Consider the following 17,893-nt stretch of genomic DNA (forward strand, 5'->3'; position numbering starts at 1 on the left):
TATTGCTCCTGATCCTATTTATTGGGCCGCGGCCTTTTTCAATACGCCTAATACGGTTAATGCCCTTGCTCTTGCTGCACTGTGCTCGACAATCGCACTTGGATAAGCCGTTTTAGTGTTGAATAACGGCTGTTCAAACAAGGACGGTGTCTGCGCTGTACTGGGTTGATGTAATTGCTTAATTCCCCAAGATGCGAGCTCTGGTAAATACTTACGGATAAAGCTGCCATCTGGATCAAACTTTTCACTCTGGCTTATAGGATTAAAAATACGGAAATAAGGCTGAGCATCGCAGCCACAACCCGCAGACCACTGCCAGCCGCCATTATTCGCGGCTAAGTCACCATCAATCAGTTTTTGGCGGAAATAGCGCTCGCCCCAGCGCCAGTCAATCAGCAGATGTTTAGTCAGGAAACTCGCCACCACCATACGCAGCCGATTGTGCATCCAACCCGTTTGACTGAGCTGGCGCATTGCCGCATCGACAATCGGATAGCCAGTACGACCTTCACACCAAGCAGCAAACTCCTGCGGGTTATTGCGCCACTGCACATGGTCGGCTTGACGATTGAAATTGTGATTCTTAGATAAATCGGGAAATGCCACCAGCAAATGACGGTAAAACTCACGCCAAGTAAGCTCATTTAACCAAGTACGAGCAGGGCTAGTGTCGTCGACAATCACCTCAGGGAATTGATGCAGCAGCGCGGCAACGCATTGTCTTGGGCTCACCACACCAATGGCCAGATAGGGTGAAATTGAACTAGTGCCATCAATGGCGGGGAAATCCCTATCTTGCTTATAATCCTGCACTTTCTGCTGAATAAATGCCGAGAGCAAACGCTTTGCCTGCCCTTCTCCCGCAGCCCAAAGTTCACTCGACACTTTAGTGACATTGTTAAACAAAAGCGGCTTTGGCTCGGCCAACACAGGTCCAAGTGGCGCCGGAACAGGAAGCGGCAAAATGGCATGGCGGGCGGCAATTTCTCGCCACTTACGGCTAAAAGGAGTGAAAACCTTGTACATGTCGCCGGACAAATTCAGCACAGTGCCCGGCTTAAGCAAACAATGCTCATCGGTTAACACCAGAGGAATCCCCGATTGAATACAGGCTTGGTCGCGCTGTTGCTCGTTAATCTCAGGCTCGCGACCAGCAAACACTCGACCAATCCCCAGTTGCTGGCAATAGTGACCGATAAACTCAGGTACATCAGCAAAGGTATCTAACTGAATTAACTCGAATCCAATACCAAGACTCGCCAGTCCTTGGGCAAGTAAATTGATATGACGTTCGATAAAATCCAACTGAATGGGCGCAACGTCATGGCGCTGCCACTGAGCTGGCGTAGCAATGTAAATGGCCTTAAGTGCCACGCCATTCTCCCGCGCCCAATCGCAAGCAGCGGTTAATGCCTGATTATCGGCAAGGCGTAAATCTTGGCGAAACCACATCAGTGCATTATTGCCCTGCACTTTTATTGGAATTGAATCTATTTGCATTGAATCGTTAGCTAATGTCATTGTTTTTCTCGCTATTTATCTGCTCGCTTTGATTCACGGTATTCATCTTTCCACTGTGCTTACGACTTCTATTCACCTTCCCCGCTAAACGAGATGGCATTTTCCCAATCAAGTCCGTCGTCGAAGACGCCAAAAAAGCAGATAAAAAGCTTAACGTTGGCGCAAAAGGCCCCATAAACCAGCATGGGAAAGTCATTTGTTCCAATACAGTCAGCATTTCAGTCTGTTCAGAACCCGAATGATTTGAGTCGGGAATAAGCAAAAGTGCATCGACGTTAAGCCTGCCTCGCAGCAAAGGTAAACTGCCCATGGCTTGCTCGCCAAGATCAATAACCGATACCCGCAGCGACGCTAACTCGAGCGATAGAAGTAGAGAAAACAAAATGTTAGTGCGGGTGGAATTAAGCGAGGTATGTACCCCACGGGATAGACTCACCAGAGCGATTCTCGCCGTCACAGCCTGTCCATTAAAGGCATGACGTCCACCCACTCGGTTAAGTAACTCGCTCTTTAACCAAGCAATAATCAACTCGGCATCGAGCCGCTCATTCACTAAGTCCTCGAGTTGATCAAGCCAAGGTTGTAGCAACTTTTCTTTCACCAATTGGAAAGGATATAAGCCAAATGCATCATCTAATATCTGCTGTAATTTGTGCTGATTGAAGTCGAATAATGCCGTATTGAGCGCAGTGACTTGCTCGCACCATAAATCAATGGCTTGAGTTTGAACTATTTCTGTAAATGAAGATTTAGCAGCACTCATCAGCAAAGGTTTAACCTTACTGATCGCAACACCTTTAGCCAGCCATGCATTAATCTCATGGATTTCTTGGATATTTTCGCTCGTATATAATCTGTGTCCCTTGGGTGTACGTGCAGGGATCACTAAGCCAAAACGGCGCTGCCATGCCCTTAAGGTCACGGCATTCACGCCCGTTAAGGCCGACACTTCACCGATGGGGAGTAATATCTCACCATTGGGTTCTGTGTGGGCCGTGTTCTCTATAGTTTGTTTCATATTTCAGTAATAACTCACTAAATCAAAAGCTAAAATCAACTGAATGCGATTAGATAAACGTTAATAAACGTTAATAGGCATAGCGCAGCTTTAACGCCTCAGGATGAGGGTTTAAGTACACTTGCTCTTCAATATAAGGTGTTGGAAATTCGCGTAAATAATGGTTAATGAGCGTGATAGGTACTAATAACGGCAATAGACCTTGGCGATATTTCATAATCGCTTCAGACAGTTCTGTCTTTTGCTCTTTGCTCAAATGCTTTTTAAAGTACCCCTGAATATGCTGCAGCGTACTGGTATGATTTTTACGGGTCGCATTAATTTTCAGCGCCGTCATAAAACCTTCAAAGTAGCGGGTCGCGCTTTGCTCAAGATCCTCAATATTGGCCACTATCGGACCAAGCTCGCGATACCATGTCGGGCTGTGTGCCATTAATAGGTATTTATAGCGGGAATGAAACTTCACTAACTTATGCTTAGTCAGCCCTTCATGTTTCATCAGGTGCCAATCGTGATAGGCATAAACGCGGGTGAAAAAGTTCTCCCGCAGCACCATGTCATGCAAGCGGCCTTCTTCTTCCACGGGCAATAGTGGATATCGTTCCATCAACTTGCGAGCAAATACACCAATGCCAGACTTAGAACCATTGTTAGTGCCAATTTTATACTCTGTTACCCGCTCCATGCCGCAGGTTGGCGACTTAGCGCAAAGTAAGTATCCTCCGAGGAAATCGAGCTCTTCAACCTTGTTTTCGCTGTATTCATTGAGCTTATCGGTCACATCTAAGCTACCGTCACCACTCTGAACTAAGATGGTTTCCCCATCACGGACTAGTCGGATACTTTTCCGGGGTGCACCTAAGCCAATCGCCATTTCAGGACAGATGGGCACATAATCGAAAAATTGCTTAATCTCTTGATTACAATAGGTCGAATTTTTATGTCCGCCATCAAAACGAACTTTCTCCCCCAATAGACAAGCGCTGATCCCAATCTGAATTCGCTGCGGGTTAAACTTGTACATAAGTCGACTCCTTGTATCACTATGTCTTTAATTACGGACCATAGTTGTACAAGGATCAAGTTTTTGTATAAATATTTTTTAAAAGTATCGTTTAACAGTGACTCCTGATAAATCAACCACAAATAAACCTAACTTGGCCTATAACTTGCTAATTCAAATTGCAAAGTTGTCATCAGATAATATTGAAACGTCCAGCAACACCCATTAGTTAACCGCTCAACATTTTAAACCGCTGGTGGCCAAGGGACAGATTCATATATAAAGGAGTCGGATATGAGCACAATTAACCCTAATAGTTATACCAATACCTTTGCGAAAAGTTATGCCAATGTGCCACTCAAGCAAGTCGAGCCGAGCACAAATGGCCTAGGAACTCGTGCAAATTCAATGACGGCGGCGAATCTAACTTCATCAATAAGCCAAGATACTGTAACGCTCTCCTCTGCAGCATCGGTAACGACTGCCGATACCTATAGCCATCTGGCCCCTAACGCTAAACAAGGCTACACGGGTAATGTGCAAGCCATTGCAGGCACGCCTGAACCAGACAAAAGCATCAACCGGTTGGACAAAGCCATGCAGGCTATTTTAGATAACCGTACAGGAGTCGATAGGGATAAAATTAATAAGATAGATGAAGAAATGGCGAAGGTTGCGGCCGATGAAAATCTATCTGAAGAACAAAAAGCCAAGCAACTAGAATTACTGCAGGCGCAAAAATTGGATCTGATTAAAGAATCATCGGAGAAAAATGAAGAGCGGCAACGTCGTATCGAGTCCGAGGTGTATTACAGCTAACGAAGAAATGACCCGCAAAGGAAAAAATTGGCAGTGAAGGAAGTAATAAGTGGGATACAGAGTGTATTTTCTCGGTGAAATATCAGTCTAATCATTTGAAGCTAGACTGATATTTTATAATGTCACTCAATCCGTTACTAAAGACACCAACGCTTAGGATTGTTTTTCTACCTTATTAATACTGCCCTTATACCCAGTTTCGTCGACGGCCTTAAGCAAACTATCTAGATTAAAATCCTCTGGCACTGTCACTAAGGCTTGCTCCGTTTTTAACGAAGCCTTGGCCTTAATCACCCCATCGGTTTTACGCAGCGCTTTATTCACGACAGTGACACACAGCGGACAAGTCATGCCCTTAACATCTAAGGTGACCAGCACGTTTGCCGCCCAGCTCGACACTGAACACAGACTTAAGGCGAGAAATAACACTAACTTCATTCAAGCACCTCTAATAACCAAGGTAATACAAAAGGATATGACTGAAATGCCAGCACAACAGGTACAGTTAACCAGTACAGCCACAGCATCTGAGTACGACTCAACGTCGCTGTACACAGTGGCTTTTTAGCAAAATAGAGCCGCCAAAATCCCATCAGAATCAGCCCAGTCGACAGTATCAACATGGGCACTTGCAGCCAGCTCAGTTGCTCAATCCCCGACAGACTTGCGGCCGACACCCCGAACACCAGATAAATAAGCGGTGCAATACAGCATAGGCTTGAAGCAACCGCAGCAACCACTGCGGCGGCCATAGTCGCGAAGAGGCCCTTAGCGTTGTTCGGTTGACTGGTAGTCATAGGCAAACACTTTAGGCTCATAATAGTTCACGGGATCGCCATCAACTTCGGCATACGGGTAGCCAAAGTTATTCAGGGGTGTCTGTTCGGCTGTAGGGAATAAATCAAAGTCGCGGCCATAGTTAAAGCCAACCCAGTTCATTTCCCAATTGCCAAAGAGGTAATCATTCACGGCCTGAACTGCGGGATCGTTGTGTTCTTTTTTCTCCGTCAAACGCATTTTTGTCACATCGGCAGGATCGGCTGGCAACCAACCATAACCCGCTAAATAGAACATAGCGCGACAATGTTGACCACCACTGACATCGGCAACCCCTTTGTCATCGGCACTACCAAAGGCCTTTTTAGAGTATTCGCCCATCTTGATCGCCTGACCTAAGCGAATCCCAAACATCTCACGGGCAGGGATCCCCACTGCGCGCATTAGCGCCACAAATACTGAGTTAATATCGGTACACTTACCGCCTAACTTGCCACTTTCGAGGATACTTGCTACATCACCCGTACCACAACCAATCACGCTATTATCGCGGAACATATTAGCGCTAACCCAAAGATAAATCAGTCGTGCTTGCTTCAGTGGTTCAGTCTCGCTGCCAACGATCTTATCTGCTGTTTGCTTCACAATACCATTAATCGGCATGTGTTTAGTCGGCAGCAAATAACGTTCAACATCTGCAGGATAATGTATCTGCTCTGGGGTGCGGTAATGGGTTAAGGCGCCGCTTTTAACGGGTTCCCAATCTATCGTTTCAATATCAAACTCAACCGTTATTGTCATGTTCGCTTTGGCATCGGGCCAAGTCGCAAACAGGGTTTTGGCGCCATAACTGTTGTTTGAGCTGATATAGGCGTCTTTAAAACTGCCCGTAAAATTCAGCTGACTCACCAATTGGAATTGCGTTTCTTCGGGCAAAGGGATCCACAACTTAACCACCCCCTCAGACCCTTCTGGGGCAATAAGATGGTAAGTATTGATTAAGGTAAAACGGCGGCGTCCATCGCTTGAGCTATGTTCAACGACACTCGATTTAGAGGAAGATGCCAGTACTGGCGTGATAAAACCCGCAGTCGACAAAATAGCCGCACTTTTTAAAAAATTGCGTCTTTGCATTATGACATTCCTTTTATTGGATCATGTTTAGAAAGAAGAGAAACTCAACATAAGAGAGCAAGATTATAGGTGCTATAGCACTGTGCAGCAATCAAGCCGCTAACCATACAGTATAAAACCACTACATCGGAGAAAAAGACTCAGGAAAATATGCTACAGCGCAGGCATACTCACGAAATAGAATAAATATCGACGTTAACTTAACAAGCATAATCAATGATAGATTTAGAGCATTTTTATGTAAAAATCCCAATTTTAGTTTAATAAAAAAGTATCAATTACGTTATTTTTATAATCTAAAGGCTAAATAACAGCCATATTTAGCTTTGGCTAATGTTGTTAATAAAGATAATTATCTCACCACTTTTCACTCAAGCTTTGAGTCTCTCATTTAGCAAAATCAATAATATTCTTTGGCGAATTTTCGAAACAGTTTTCAGGGAGAACACAGTCTCACCTGAACAGTTTAATGGGTATGGCTGAGTAATCATTCCAAATTTAGAATATTGAACTTACAGTTTTGACTTAAGTTAGCTCGAATTACCTAACGCTTTTTACTCATAAAATATCAAACTTATCTTTCAAAATGGGAGCCAGACCACCATGCTGCAAAAATGTTTAATAAAAGTTTGCGTATGTTTGTGCCTGTTCTAGGCTTAAAAACGAATATACTCACTTAAAGGGCTTTTTTATGAAACATAAGCTTTCATTAGGTCTTTGCTCACTTTTGCTCAGCTCCACCGCTTATGCAGAAGTCAACATTTCAGGTTTTGCCTCAGTTGTTGCTGGTCAAGTTCTCGAAGGTTCGGGCGTTGCAGAGTTTGATTTAGGCCCCACCTTTCTCGCCGACTATCCACTCGTTGGCGCCTATGATGAAGATATTAGTTTCAAACCCGATACCTTATTTGGTATTCAATTCTCAGCGGATTTACTCGAAGGTTTATCTGCCACTGCACAGGTTGTTTCCCGCGGGGCTGATGACTTTTCGGCAAGTTTTGAATGGGCTTATCTGTCCTATGAGATCAATGATCATTGGACAGTACAAGGAGGTAAAAAACGCTTACCGCTCTACTATTACAGTGACTTTTTTGATGTTGGATATGCTTATCCTTGGATACGTCCACCCGCAGATAATTACACATGGCAAATATTTAACTACACAGGTGTCAGCGCCTTATATAACTATTTAATTGGCGACTGGACTATGTCTGGACAAGTCTATTACGGTAGCGAAGATAGCGAACCTAATAAGCTTTTATCTGATTTTTTCTTCCTCGAAAATACCCGAGAAGTATGGAAGGATATAGGCGGTATTGTTGTTCAATTCAACAAAGATTGGTTAGATATTCGCCTCACGCATATGCAATACACTAACGAACGTTATATTGGTGGTATTCAGCAGGAATGGAATGGTAGCAACCAACGTACGGGTAAGTTTTATGGCCTATCCGTTAATATAGATTATGAGAATTTCCTTTTTTTATCTGAGCTTAACCGCTTAGATCTCGATGGGAGTAATCTAGATACTTATCTTCTCTCGTTCGGCTATCGTATCGATTCAGTGATGCCTTACATTTCCTATTCGGACTTCAATGATGGTGAAGGCGGTGAAGTTCACCATACAAGTTCTGCAGGTATACGTTGGGATTTCCATCCTTCGGCGGCCTTTAAAATTCAGTATGATGACGTTAAAGATGACGGTGGCCCAGGCATGAAAGTCGCAGGGGATTCGAAATCCATCAGTCTTGGCATTGACTTAGTATTTTAGGAGAGAGAAATGAATAAGTTACTTTGCTTAATCCTACTCAGCTTAGTCTCAATGCCACTATTTGCTGGTGTGGTTGTCATCGTTCATCCCAGTAATGCAGACACTGTCGACCAAAAGGTTATTGAAAATATTTTTCTAGGGAAAACAAAGACCTTTCCTGGTGGAGCGCAGGCCGTGCCAGTCAATCTTGACAGTGCTATGCCCTTAAGGGAAACCTTTGATACTAAAGTGCTGGGCAAGTCATCCAGCCAACTTAAGTCATATTGGTCACAAAAAGTATTTACAGGCAAAGGAACGCCACCCAAGGAAGTCACTAGTGGGGCGGAGATGATAAAATTAGTTGCATCGAACCCTAATATTATTGGCTATATTGATAGTAGTGAGGCCAATGATTCGGTAAAAGTTATTGCCGAGTTTTAGATTGGAGTGCCGAGCTCAAGCTCGGCACAACTTGGGGGCAAGGGATGAATTTCTTTAATGATATTTCTATTTTTAAAAAAGTTATCGCGATATTTATTTTAGCTGTCATCATTTTCGCTTTAAACTTAAGCATTAGTGTCATCTCCATAAATAAAAATCGCACCACACTTAATTATATGGAGCAGCAAGTTTACCAAAGAGTTGAACTCGCCAATCAAAACGTGTTTTTTATCCAACGACTCGATGAACTTTACACTCAATCGGTTTCTTTTGCCGACGAAGACCTGTTAACAAATGCAGGTACTATGTATGAATCTTTACGTAAAAACCTACAACAATTAGATAGTGTCGATCCCTCACAAGCCAATAAACTCAGCAATCTATCCGCTAAATTAACCCGCTATAACGACATGACGATTAAGCTGGCTAAAGGCATGTTGGCGGGTACGATTGATATGGCAAACATTGGCCAGATCAGCCAAGAAAAATCCCAAGCCTATGAAGCTGTACTTAATGAAATACAAGATTACAAACAAAGCAAAGTACTCGAATTTAAACAATCAATAAAAGAAGCTGGCGACAGATCTGCGCAAAGTTTGTGGCTCACCCTCTCCATCGGCATCGCTTTGCTGATCGTGATGTTGATTGTCACTATTGCCATTGCACGTGCTATCAGCTCATCTGCGCGTAATGTCGCCCAGTCACTGAGTGAGCTGGCCGATGGCAAAGGCGATCTTAGTCATCAGCTCAAAGTGTCTGGTAGCGATGAACTCGGCCAAGTATCAAGTAACTTCAATCGATTTCTTCGCTTGCTCGGAGATTCTATTCGAAGGGTGGTGAATGTTACCGATCCCTTACTTGATAGCTCGCGCTCACTCAAACAGCGCATGGAAGATGCGACGCATGCCACCCAGCGGCAAAGCCATGATGCCAGCGCAGTACAAGTCTCAATGGAAGACATGCGTCACTCTGTCATCGAAATCTCGCAAAATGCCCGCCAAGCCGCCAGTGCAGCACAGGTCGCGGAGAAAGAAGCGATGCAAGGTATGACAGTCGTTCAGCGTACCATCGATATTTCACAGCAATTAAATACAGGAATTCAGGCGGCTTCTAACTCGATCAACGAGCTCGCTAGAGATACTGAAAATGTCACTTCTATCTTAAATGTGATTACCTCTATTGCCGAGCAAACCAACCTGTTGGCACTTAATGCCGCCATCGAAGCCGCCCGCGCGGGTGAGCAAGGACGAGGCTTTGCCGTAGTCGCTGATGAGGTCCGCGCCCTCGCCTCTAAAACAGCCGATGCAACCACTGAAATTCGCCATGTGTTACAAAACCTTAAAACGGCGGCCATTTCCTCGGTCAATACCATGAATGTGGCGATGTCGAAGTCATCGGAAAATGAAACCAATGCTCAAAATACAGGGAGTGCACTGAAATCAATTCAACAGCAGATTGTCAGTATCAATAGTATGAATACTCACATCGCCTCGGCAACGGAGGAGCAAGCCTCGGTCGCTTCTCAAGTGGTCGATAACGTCGTCAATATGAACGCTTCATTTGAACAGACATTGCAAATTCTGTCGCAGGTTCGCAATGTTTCTGAGGGATTAGTCGATTTTGCCGATGAACTAAAAAACGCCACATCTCAATTCAAACTTTGACCATAGAGCATTATCGAGATAATTGCTCAAGATAGAGAACCGGTATTGAGTTTACACTTAATACCGGTTTTTTAATTCCTTAAAGCTTATCTTTTTGTACCACTTAATCCGTGTTAACTAAACGCTAAGAAGGGGGATACGCACAGCAATAAGCCTGTGATAATAATGATATACAGCGACACGCCCTTGTACTTATGTAATGCAGGTACTTGGTACACTAAATAAGCGGGTATCAAACAACCGACTAAACCAAAAATTGGACTACAAATCGACGTAAAGCTCAGCACTGGCGCATTCAACACAATCGCGCCCCAAGATAATAGAATGGTAAAAATCATAATACCGTAACCAACAAGCTTTTTGTTGATACGATCTTCAGGCATATAACGGCGCAGCATGTTCATGGTCAAACCTTGGCAAGCTTCCCTAAAACCAAGATATACGCCAAAGTAAGCCGTCATCACCGCAAAAATATTCAAGGTTAAACTCAGCAATTTTAGTGTTTGTCCCTGCATACCTTGGGCAACCATAGCAAGAGCCGAGATATTTTCTTCCGATGCACGCACGGCCTGATCATGTCCCATTGCCAGCGTGAATGACACTGCATAGAAAAACACCACGACAAACAAGACTCCAAAGGCAATATTCATTGCGCGCATCGCTTTAAAGCGCGCTACCGCAAGGGATTTTTCCCGCGAACGATATGAAATCACCATAGGGCTTAAACTTTGAATAAACAGAATCGATGTTAGCGTAAAAGGCAGCATAACGACCGCATCTTTTAACCAATCTCCCGTGGCTGGGATAGCACCGATATTATTGATATCCCATTTATCCACCATCAATAACCCTAACACGGCGACAACACCCAACTTAGTCAGTACCATAAAAGTAGAGATCTTAAACAAAAGATTCTCACCGCGGGAGGCTAAAGCAACAAGACCGCAGATCAAGGCTAAACCATAAAAAGGATTTTCTGACAATAACGCTTTAGTGACCCCAAAACTCTGCAAAAATGAAGCACTGTCGTTTGTAATGGCCGTTGAATAAACGAACACCCAAATGACCAACATGATGAAATACAAACCACCCAACAACATACCCCAGTTTTTACCTAAATAACCCGAAATCACACTCGGGTAATCCTTACATTCTGGAGATTCTGCTAAGGTATTGATAAACAACCGTTGAAACATATACATGGCAGGATAGCCAATAATGCCAGACAGTAAGAAAACCCATAACCCCATCAAACCGACCTGCACAGGCAAGAATACGATCCCCGCGCCAATCGCCATTCCGATACTCATGATAATCCAGCCCCAATCCGTACTATCGAAGCGGGTATCTGCTTTCCACTGTGCAGCAGTAATTGTTGCATCCATCATTTCACCTTTACCTAGTTGGTATTATTTTGTGCAAATATATTTGAACAAAACAAACTCAGCAATCAAAATACTCAACTTTTGTTGAACAAAGAGTTAAAGCTCACAACTTGACTGAAAACGAGATAAATAGCGCACAAACCGCAGTAACAAATGAAATTCATTAAAAAATAATTGCAATAAAACATAAAAATACAAATAATGTTGCACATACGCCGAACTAGGCATTCAATTTTATTTGCAAGTTGGAGAGACAATGAAAACCATTATTCACGCAGAACGTGCTCCCGCGGCCATTGGCCCTTATTCCCATGGCACAGCCTATGGCAACCTCATTTTTACCTCTGGCCAACTCCCTGTTTGTAAAAAGAAAGGCAGCGTAGTTGACGGTGGGATTACTGAGCAATCGATTCAATCATTAGAGAATCTCAAATACGTGCTCGAAGCGGGTGGTGGCAGCTTAGAAACGATTCTTAAAACCACTTGTTATCTTGCAGAGATCAATGACTTTGCCGCCTTTAACGAAGTGTATAAAACCTATTTTAAAACCGACTGCCCAGCTCGTAGCTGTTTTGCAGTGAAGGACCTTCCGCTGGGCGTTAAAGTAGAAGTTGAAGCGATAGCACACGTTAAAATCTAAGCATTAACATAAGGTTGTAAGCTCATGAAACCCCAATGGCAGCAGTATATTCAAATCATTAAACAAGTGGTTAAGCCCGCATTAGGCTGCACAGAGCCCATCGCCGCCGCTTACGCCGCCGCCGTCGCCCGCGCCTTGCTGGGTGTTGAACCCGATTCAATTGCAGTACAAGTGTCTGACAATCTTTATAAAAACTCTATGGGCGTGTTTGTACCTGGCACTGGCAAAATCGGTCTGGCAATTGCCGCTGCAGCAGGCGCCATTGCGGGTAATCCGGATGCGGGCTTAGAAGTATTGGCCGTGATCACGCCAGAACAAGTCGCCAGAGCACAGGCCCTTATCGATGCGGGCAAAGTGACGGTTGAGCGCACCGAAACAGCAGAATTTATCTATTGTTGTGTCATCGCGAAAAAAGGCGACCGCGAAGCCCTAGTAAAAATCTGCGGCGGCCATACACTGATCGCCGAGAAGCGCCTCAACGGCGAATCCGTCTTCAGTGTCGATAGCACGCAAGCCAAAGCCACTGGTTCCATCTGTGAAGGCGTGGATATTTCTATCGAGTCCATTTATCGCTTCGCCCAAGAAGTCCCCTTCGAAGAGATCAAATTCATCCTCGAAGCCTCTGAGCTAAACGGCAAATTATCCGATGAAGGCATGGCGAATCCCTATGGGCTTGAAGTCGGCCGCACCATGAAAAGCGGCATAGCCGCCGGCATTATCGGTGAAGACTTACTGAATAAAATTGTCATGTTAACTGCTGCTGCATCCGATGCTCGCATGGGCGGGGCGAACTTGCCCGCCATGAGTAATCTTGGCAGTGGTAATCAAGGCATAGCGGCAACTATTCCTGTGGTATTGACGGCACAATGTTATAAGGTTTCGGAAGAAAAACTCGCCCGCGCCTTGATTATGAGCCATCTAGGGGCGATTTATATCAAGTCCCATTATCCACCACTGTCGGCATTTTGTAGCAATACAGTCACCAGCGCAGCCGCTTCTATGGCCATGGTGTATTTAGCCGGTGGCTCGTTCGAACAATCCTGTTTCGCGATTCAAAACGTGATCAGCGACAGCTCTGGCATGGTGTGTGACGGCGCTAAAGCGTCCTGCGCCATGAAGGTTAGCACTTCATCCAGTGCGGCCGTGCGCTCATTTTTGATGGCGCTCAGTAGTCACAATGTCTCAGGCCAAGGTATTATTGCTACCGATGTAGAGAAAACCATTAAAAACATTGGCAAAATGATCCTCAATGGCATGTCATCCACAGATGTCACTATTATCGATATTATGTCGGCATGATGATTTTAACCCGCTGAATATTTGCGGGTTAATAACTAAAGGTTGAAATTGTGAAACTGCAAGATTTAACGCAAAGTGATCTGGATATTCTGAAATCCATCGAAAATATCGTCGATGGCATCGCTGCCATGTATGGTCAACACACAGAAGTGGTATTGCACAGCCTAGATGCGAAACATCCGTCTGTGGTCAAAATTGCCAATGGCCATGTCACAGGCCGTGAAGTGGGTGCTCCAATAACCAACCTTGCCTTGCTCAAGCTCAAAACCGGTCAGGATATTTCCAACTCTTACCTGACTAAATGTGCCAATGGTAAGACGCTAAGATCAATTACGACGGTGATCCGTAACAGTAAAAATCAACCCATAGGGTTACTGTGTATTAACAGCGACATGGATGCACCACTGCAATCAGTTCTGCGCACTATGATGCCAGAGCAACTCCTTGGCAGCGAACTGACCAGCTCGCCCGAGGTGTTTGCCCGCAATATCGATGAAGCGCTCCATAGCACTATCGACAGTGTGAACCATGAGGTTCGCGCGAATCCCGCGATTTCACCTTCACAAAAGAGTCGCGAAATCGTCAATCAACTCCACGAGTTAGGGATTTTCGAACTCAAGGACAGTGCCCAAGTCGCGGCCACTCGATTGGGGATTTCAGTGCATTCGATTTATCGCTATCTGCGGGAAATCAAAGCCAATCAAGCTTAAAGCGAGAAAAAACTCGCCTAAATAGAAAGGGCTAAGGTGTAAATAACCTTAGCCCTTTCGTTTTATTATTTTTGCACTTGTGATTGCGCTTGTTATTGCGCAGCTTGTCCGCTAAAGCCCATCATATTCCATGCCTGCACTGTGCCATCGGCCATTAAGGCAATGGCATCGAGCAAATTGCTGCGAATGTCGCGCATTTGGCTCAAATCAACGGCTTGTTTATCTAATGTTAACGCAGCCTCACCTCCCATCCACACCGCAATCGAACCATCTTGGCGTTTAACCGTAAACCCTAAGCCTGTCGGGAAAATATCCGTTGCTTGGGTAATTTCAGTTTTGGGTCCAGAGTGGCCATCAACCACAGTGCCATCCTGTTTTAAAAAGGCAAACTCCCGCTCATAGGTCACCACTTTACTCACCTGAGTGACTTCTTGATAACGTGGTTGCTTGTCTACCAAGTCCCAACCTTCCCAAGCAATGGCCGTATTATCCCTGCGTAACGCGACAAAACCCTCCTCAAAGGGATAAACCTTGTGCACTTTTTGCAACTTATCCTGTAGGACTGATGTATCGGCACCATTGAATTTACTTCCCCATACGTGCAGTTGACGACTGATGGTTAGGGCGGCAAATGCGCCACGATTTGCATAAATATCAATCACTTTATTGGCGCGTTTTGTAGTAGATAAACGCGCTGGAAACGCGACGTGATACTCAGTCAATTCGCCCTCACCCCAGGTATATACGCTGCCATCCGCCAGCAGCGCCGCAAACCCATGATCCGTGTTGACAACTTTCACGGCAGGCGCTAATTGGCTGAGTTTTGCCAGTTGTTCGCGGCCTTTTTGATCATCGTTGACCCCGCCCCAAGACACTAATTTTCCCGTCGCCGTCCTCGCGGTAAAAGCATTATTGTTGGCATAGAGCAGATCGACATGGTTAAGCTCAGAGGCCACGTGGCGACTATCACCACCATAAGCGGCATCGCCCCAAGTCACTACTGCTCCCCCCAGCTTTAAGGCAGCAAAGGCACCTTTATTAATCAACACAAAATCAATATTGGTCATCGCAGGCGCAGCATATTGACCCGAGAGCAGTTCGGCTGGTGTTGAATCCAGATTAGACCAACTGACTACACTACCATCTTGTTTGATGGCCGCATAAAGCCCTTCTGCCAACACAAAAGAACGAACGCCTGTCAGCACTTGCTTCATCCCCATCCCCCAAGGGATAAGTTTGTCATCACGGGTTAAGGCCGCAAAACCACAGGTATTCTCCGCCGCGTATAACTCTTTTACATTGACCAGAGGCTCTGCGGCATTATTGATATCGCCACCACATTCAGCATCGCCCCATGCCACCACAGTACCGTCTTGCTTGAGTGCCGCAAATGCACTGAGATTACTGTAGATTTGACTCACTTGGGCTAACTGGGCGGGCATAGGGATTTTGGTAGAATCGTCGGCCACCTCAAGATTGCTCGGGATGGACGTTAATGAATTATTCGCGGTGGATGGTGATCTGTGAGCCAAGATCGTGTCAGAAATTTGCTGTTTTAATTCGGGCGATATATCAGAATCCTGTTTATCTATGAGTAAGTTAACCACATGACCCAAAGCAAAAATCGCCAGCGCTACACCGCCCCACGAGACCTGTTTTTTATCCACAAGTATATCCTTATCGTAACTGCAAACTCTCACTGAGTTTAAACTGGAACATAACGTCGACTGAGTACGCTAAATGTGAACTGTGATTGTAACCAAAACAGGGCTAAAATGACATTGCCCTAAAGTCGAAAGCTGACCTGATTCAAGTAAGATGAGCATATGAGCAGAAAAATAAAAGCAGCGTATCTCGCTGCTTTTATTGAATATGATGTTGAGGTAACAAAGGGCTAATCTCTTTTGCCCACTTTCTCTAACCCCCAAACCAGTGCAATCGCCGCTAACATACACACAATGGCTAACATCAGTTGTGAAGGCTGACCCGTTACTTGCTCAAAATTAAGCGGGGAAATATTTTGCTCCAGCAAAGGTACTTGTTCGCCGTGGGAGTTGGTCCGCCAAGTTAAGATTTCTTTCCATGGCCAAATTTTACCTAAGGTACCTAACATTAATCCGGTTAGAAACACGATAGTGGCATCATGGTATTTACGCAGCAGCGCCGACAATAAATGGCTGAACGTCAGTAATCCCATCACGGCACCAGCAGCAAAACAGGCCAAAATATCCAGCTGAATATTTTTAGCGGCAGCGAGGACCACAGGATATAACCCTAACAATAATAAGATGAAACTGCCTGAAATTCCTGGCAATACCATAGCGCAAATCGCAATCGCGCCGCCGAAAAAGATATTCATGTAACTGGCTTCTACCGCGACCGGATTCAGCACAGTAATCGCCCATGCAGCCAGCACACCAAGCGCAAATAAACCTAAACGTGCCACAGTGAAACCACTCACTTGCTTAAGCATATGCACGACAGAGATAAGAATAAGCCCAAAAAAGAACGACCATATCGGGATGGGATGTACCGCCAACAACCAAGAAATCAGCTTAGCAAAGGTAAAAATACTGGTCAGGATCCCCGCCAGCAGACTCACTAAAAAGCCACCATTAATATGGGCAAATGCCCCTTTTATGCCCTGCGACTTGATTACGCCCCAAAGGGAAGGATTAATGCGTTTTACACTATCGAGCAAAGTATCGAGAATACCGGTAATAAACGCTATGGTGCCGCCCGAAACGCCAGGCACAACATCAGCAGCGCCCATGGCCATTCCCTTAAAATACGTCAGCAAATATTTCACTGTGAGTCCTTGTAGTTAAATCAAAATGCCATTGCCGCTACACGACAAATTGGCCGCAATTATACGGTGTTACACTTAAAACCGCGAAATGAAGTTTACTTAATTAAGCCGACTGGTATTTGTTGTTATCCTAATGTTACACTCATCCGACCAGAGCAACCCAAGCTCAACTTGGAACAGGCTCAAGATAACAACACCCCTTTGCACCATTATTAAGGATAACCATGAGCCAGACAGACTCTTCTAGCACTGCAGAACAAAAACCTAATAAAGTGCTCGCGCTCTACCACAAAACTCGCCGTTATCCCTTCGGCCAAAAACTGTTTTCAATCATGGTTTCACGCATGGCGCCCTATTTCGGCACCATCAAACCACTGATCACTGAATTACGCCTTAATCATTGCGCCTGTTTAATTAAAAAACGCCATGCCGTTCATAATCATATAAAAACTGTGCATGTGATTGCGATTTGTAACGGCCTAGAAATGGCCATGGGCGTGATGGCCGAAGCTTCAATTCCAAAACATTTACGTTGGATACCTAAGGGCATGAGTTTGGATTATACGGCTAAAGCAGGCAGCGATATTTTATGTGTCGCCGAAGTGACACCAGAGCAATGGACTCCCGGCGATATGCTGGTCCCCGTTACCGCCTACGACACCCAAGGAGTGGTTGTGGTGAAAGGACATATCAAATTGTGGATTTCAGAAAAACCGCAAAAATAAACGCTTTGAATCAAGACTTACACTTAATATCAGCATTTAAAAAGGGAGCTTTGCTCCCTTTACTTTTTAACCTTCAGCCGTATTTCGCAAAAACATTCGGAGAACTGAATTGTGCGGCGCCTTGCTCGCTCACGTTTAAGTACGAACTGTTAGATACGAGCTTTTAAAATCGCAGCCCTATTGCAATATAGCAGCACAGTT

General features: G+C 44.9%; 17 protein-coding genes. 8 read left to right on the top strand and 9 right to left on the bottom strand.

The window, feature by feature from the left end; genetic code table 11:
• Positions 1-18: 18 nt before the first annotated feature.
• The 3 genes from phrB to ACHA99_RS07885 form a co-directional block, all read right to left on the bottom strand.
• The gene (phrB, locus tag ACHA99_RS07875; protein ID WP_393942035.1) at positions 19-1,521 is read right to left on the bottom strand and encodes a deoxyribodipyrimidine photo-lyase; all 1,503 of its coding nucleotides are present in this window, start codon (positions 1,519-1,521) and stop codon (positions 19-21) included.
• Entirely contained in the window at positions 1,508-2,539 is a 1,032-nt protein-coding gene (locus ACHA99_RS07880) for a MerR family transcriptional regulator (protein ID WP_393942037.1), read from the bottom strand. The genes phrB and ACHA99_RS07880 overlap by 14 nt, the downstream gene beginning before the upstream one ends.
• Before the next feature lie 70 nt (positions 2,540-2,609).
• Positions 2,610-3,563, bottom strand: coding sequence for a DUF523 and DUF1722 domain-containing protein (locus ACHA99_RS07885; RefSeq protein WP_107946875.1), 954 nt, complete (start codon positions 3,561-3,563; stop codon positions 2,610-2,612).
• A gap of 273 nt (positions 3,564-3,836) precedes the next feature.
• Here ACHA99_RS07885 and ACHA99_RS07890 point away from each other — a divergent pair, with 273 nt between their 5' ends.
• Entirely contained in the window at positions 3,837-4,361 is a 525-nt protein-coding gene (locus tag ACHA99_RS07890) for a hypothetical protein (protein WP_393942039.1), read from the top strand.
• Positions 4,362-4,514: 153 nt separating this feature from the next.
• Here ACHA99_RS07890 and ACHA99_RS07895 read toward each other — a convergent pair whose 3' ends face one another.
• From ACHA99_RS07895 to ACHA99_RS07905, 3 genes are read right to left on the bottom strand one after another with little or no spacing between them, the layout of a single operon-like run.
• A complete protein-coding gene (locus ACHA99_RS07895; protein ID WP_212600771.1) occupies positions 4,515-4,799 on the bottom strand; it encodes a heavy-metal-associated domain-containing protein in 285 nt (94 codons plus the stop codon).
• Positions 4,796-5,113 carry a hypothetical protein gene (locus ACHA99_RS07900; RefSeq protein WP_049821785.1) on the bottom strand — a complete coding sequence of 106 codons (318 nt, stop codon included), beginning with the start codon at positions 5,111-5,113 and terminating at the stop codon, positions 4,796-4,798. Before ACHA99_RS07900 ends, ACHA99_RS07895 begins: the two co-directional genes overlap by 4 nt.
• A gap of 16 nt (positions 5,114-5,129) precedes the next feature.
• Complete coding sequence (locus tag ACHA99_RS07905; protein WP_393942041.1) at positions 5,130-6,272, bottom strand: transglutaminase-like domain-containing protein; 1,143 nt, start codon at positions 6,270-6,272, stop codon at positions 5,130-5,132.
• 691 nt (positions 6,273-6,963) lie between these two features.
• Between ACHA99_RS07905 and ACHA99_RS07910 the strand changes: the two genes are divergently transcribed.
• Genes ACHA99_RS07910 through ACHA99_RS07920 form a run of 3 tightly spaced genes read left to right on the top strand, consistent with a single transcriptional unit; the run spans position 6,964 to position 10,124 of the window.
• The gene (locus ACHA99_RS07910; protein ID WP_168823015.1) at positions 6,964-8,040 is read left to right on the top strand and encodes a porin; all 1,077 of its coding nucleotides are present in this window, start codon (positions 6,964-6,966) and stop codon (positions 8,038-8,040) included.
• Between the two features lie 9 nt (positions 8,041-8,049).
• A complete protein-coding gene (locus tag ACHA99_RS07915; RefSeq protein ID WP_105251847.1) occupies positions 8,050-8,460 on the top strand; it encodes a phosphate ABC transporter substrate-binding protein in 411 nt (136 codons plus the stop codon).
• 44 nt (positions 8,461-8,504) lie between these two features.
• Positions 8,505-10,124, top strand: a complete 1,620-nt coding sequence (locus tag ACHA99_RS07920; RefSeq protein ID WP_168823013.1) for a methyl-accepting chemotaxis protein — start codon at positions 8,505-8,507, stop codon at positions 10,122-10,124.
• A 113-nt stretch (positions 10,125-10,237) separates the two neighbouring features.
• Here the strand turns inward: ACHA99_RS07920 and ACHA99_RS07925 are convergent, their stop codons facing one another.
• The gene (locus ACHA99_RS07925; RefSeq protein ID WP_028761316.1) at positions 10,238-11,509 is read right to left on the bottom strand and encodes an amino acid permease; all 1,272 of its coding nucleotides are present in this window, start codon (positions 11,507-11,509) and stop codon (positions 10,238-10,240) included.
• A gap of 256 nt (positions 11,510-11,765) precedes the next feature.
• Here ACHA99_RS07925 and ACHA99_RS07930 point away from each other — a divergent pair, with 256 nt between their 5' ends.
• Genes ACHA99_RS07930 through ACHA99_RS07940 form a run of 3 tightly spaced genes read left to right on the top strand, consistent with a single transcriptional unit; the run spans position 11,766 to position 14,158 of the window.
• Positions 11,766-12,149 (top strand): RidA family protein, encoded by a 384-nt coding sequence (locus ACHA99_RS07930; RefSeq protein ID WP_028761317.1) that lies wholly within the window; start codon positions 11,766-11,768, stop codon positions 12,147-12,149.
• Between the two features lie 24 nt (positions 12,150-12,173).
• A complete protein-coding gene (locus tag ACHA99_RS07935; protein ID WP_393942045.1) occupies positions 12,174-13,448 on the top strand; it encodes a serine dehydratase subunit alpha family protein in 1,275 nt (424 codons plus the stop codon).
• A 50-nt stretch (positions 13,449-13,498) separates the two neighbouring features.
• Positions 13,499-14,158, top strand: a complete 660-nt coding sequence (locus ACHA99_RS07940; RefSeq protein ID WP_113939392.1) for a transcriptional regulator — start codon at positions 13,499-13,501, stop codon at positions 14,156-14,158.
• 92 nt (positions 14,159-14,250) lie between these two features.
• On the opposite strand, the gene ACHA99_RS07945 is transcribed toward ACHA99_RS07940, so the two are convergent.
• Positions 14,251-15,825, bottom strand: coding sequence for a hypothetical protein (locus ACHA99_RS07945; protein WP_393942047.1), 1,575 nt, complete (start codon positions 15,823-15,825; stop codon positions 14,251-14,253).
• Between the two features lie 227 nt (positions 15,826-16,052).
• Complete coding sequence (locus ACHA99_RS07950) at positions 16,053-16,967, bottom strand: DUF368 domain-containing protein (RefSeq protein WP_028761321.1); 915 nt, start codon at positions 16,965-16,967, stop codon at positions 16,053-16,055.
• Positions 16,968-17,191: 224 nt separating this feature from the next.
• On the opposite strand from ACHA99_RS07950, the gene ACHA99_RS07955 reads away from it, so the two are divergent.
• Positions 17,192-17,692, top strand: a complete 501-nt coding sequence (locus ACHA99_RS07955; RefSeq protein ID WP_198573750.1) for a hotdog fold domain-containing protein — start codon at positions 17,192-17,194, stop codon at positions 17,690-17,692.
• Positions 17,693-17,893 lie beyond the last annotated feature (201 nt).

Source organism: Shewanella sp. S23-S33 (assembly GCF_043359565.1).
GTDB classification, from domain to species: domain Bacteria; phylum Pseudomonadota; class Gammaproteobacteria; order Enterobacterales; family Shewanellaceae; genus Shewanella; species Shewanella oncorhynchi.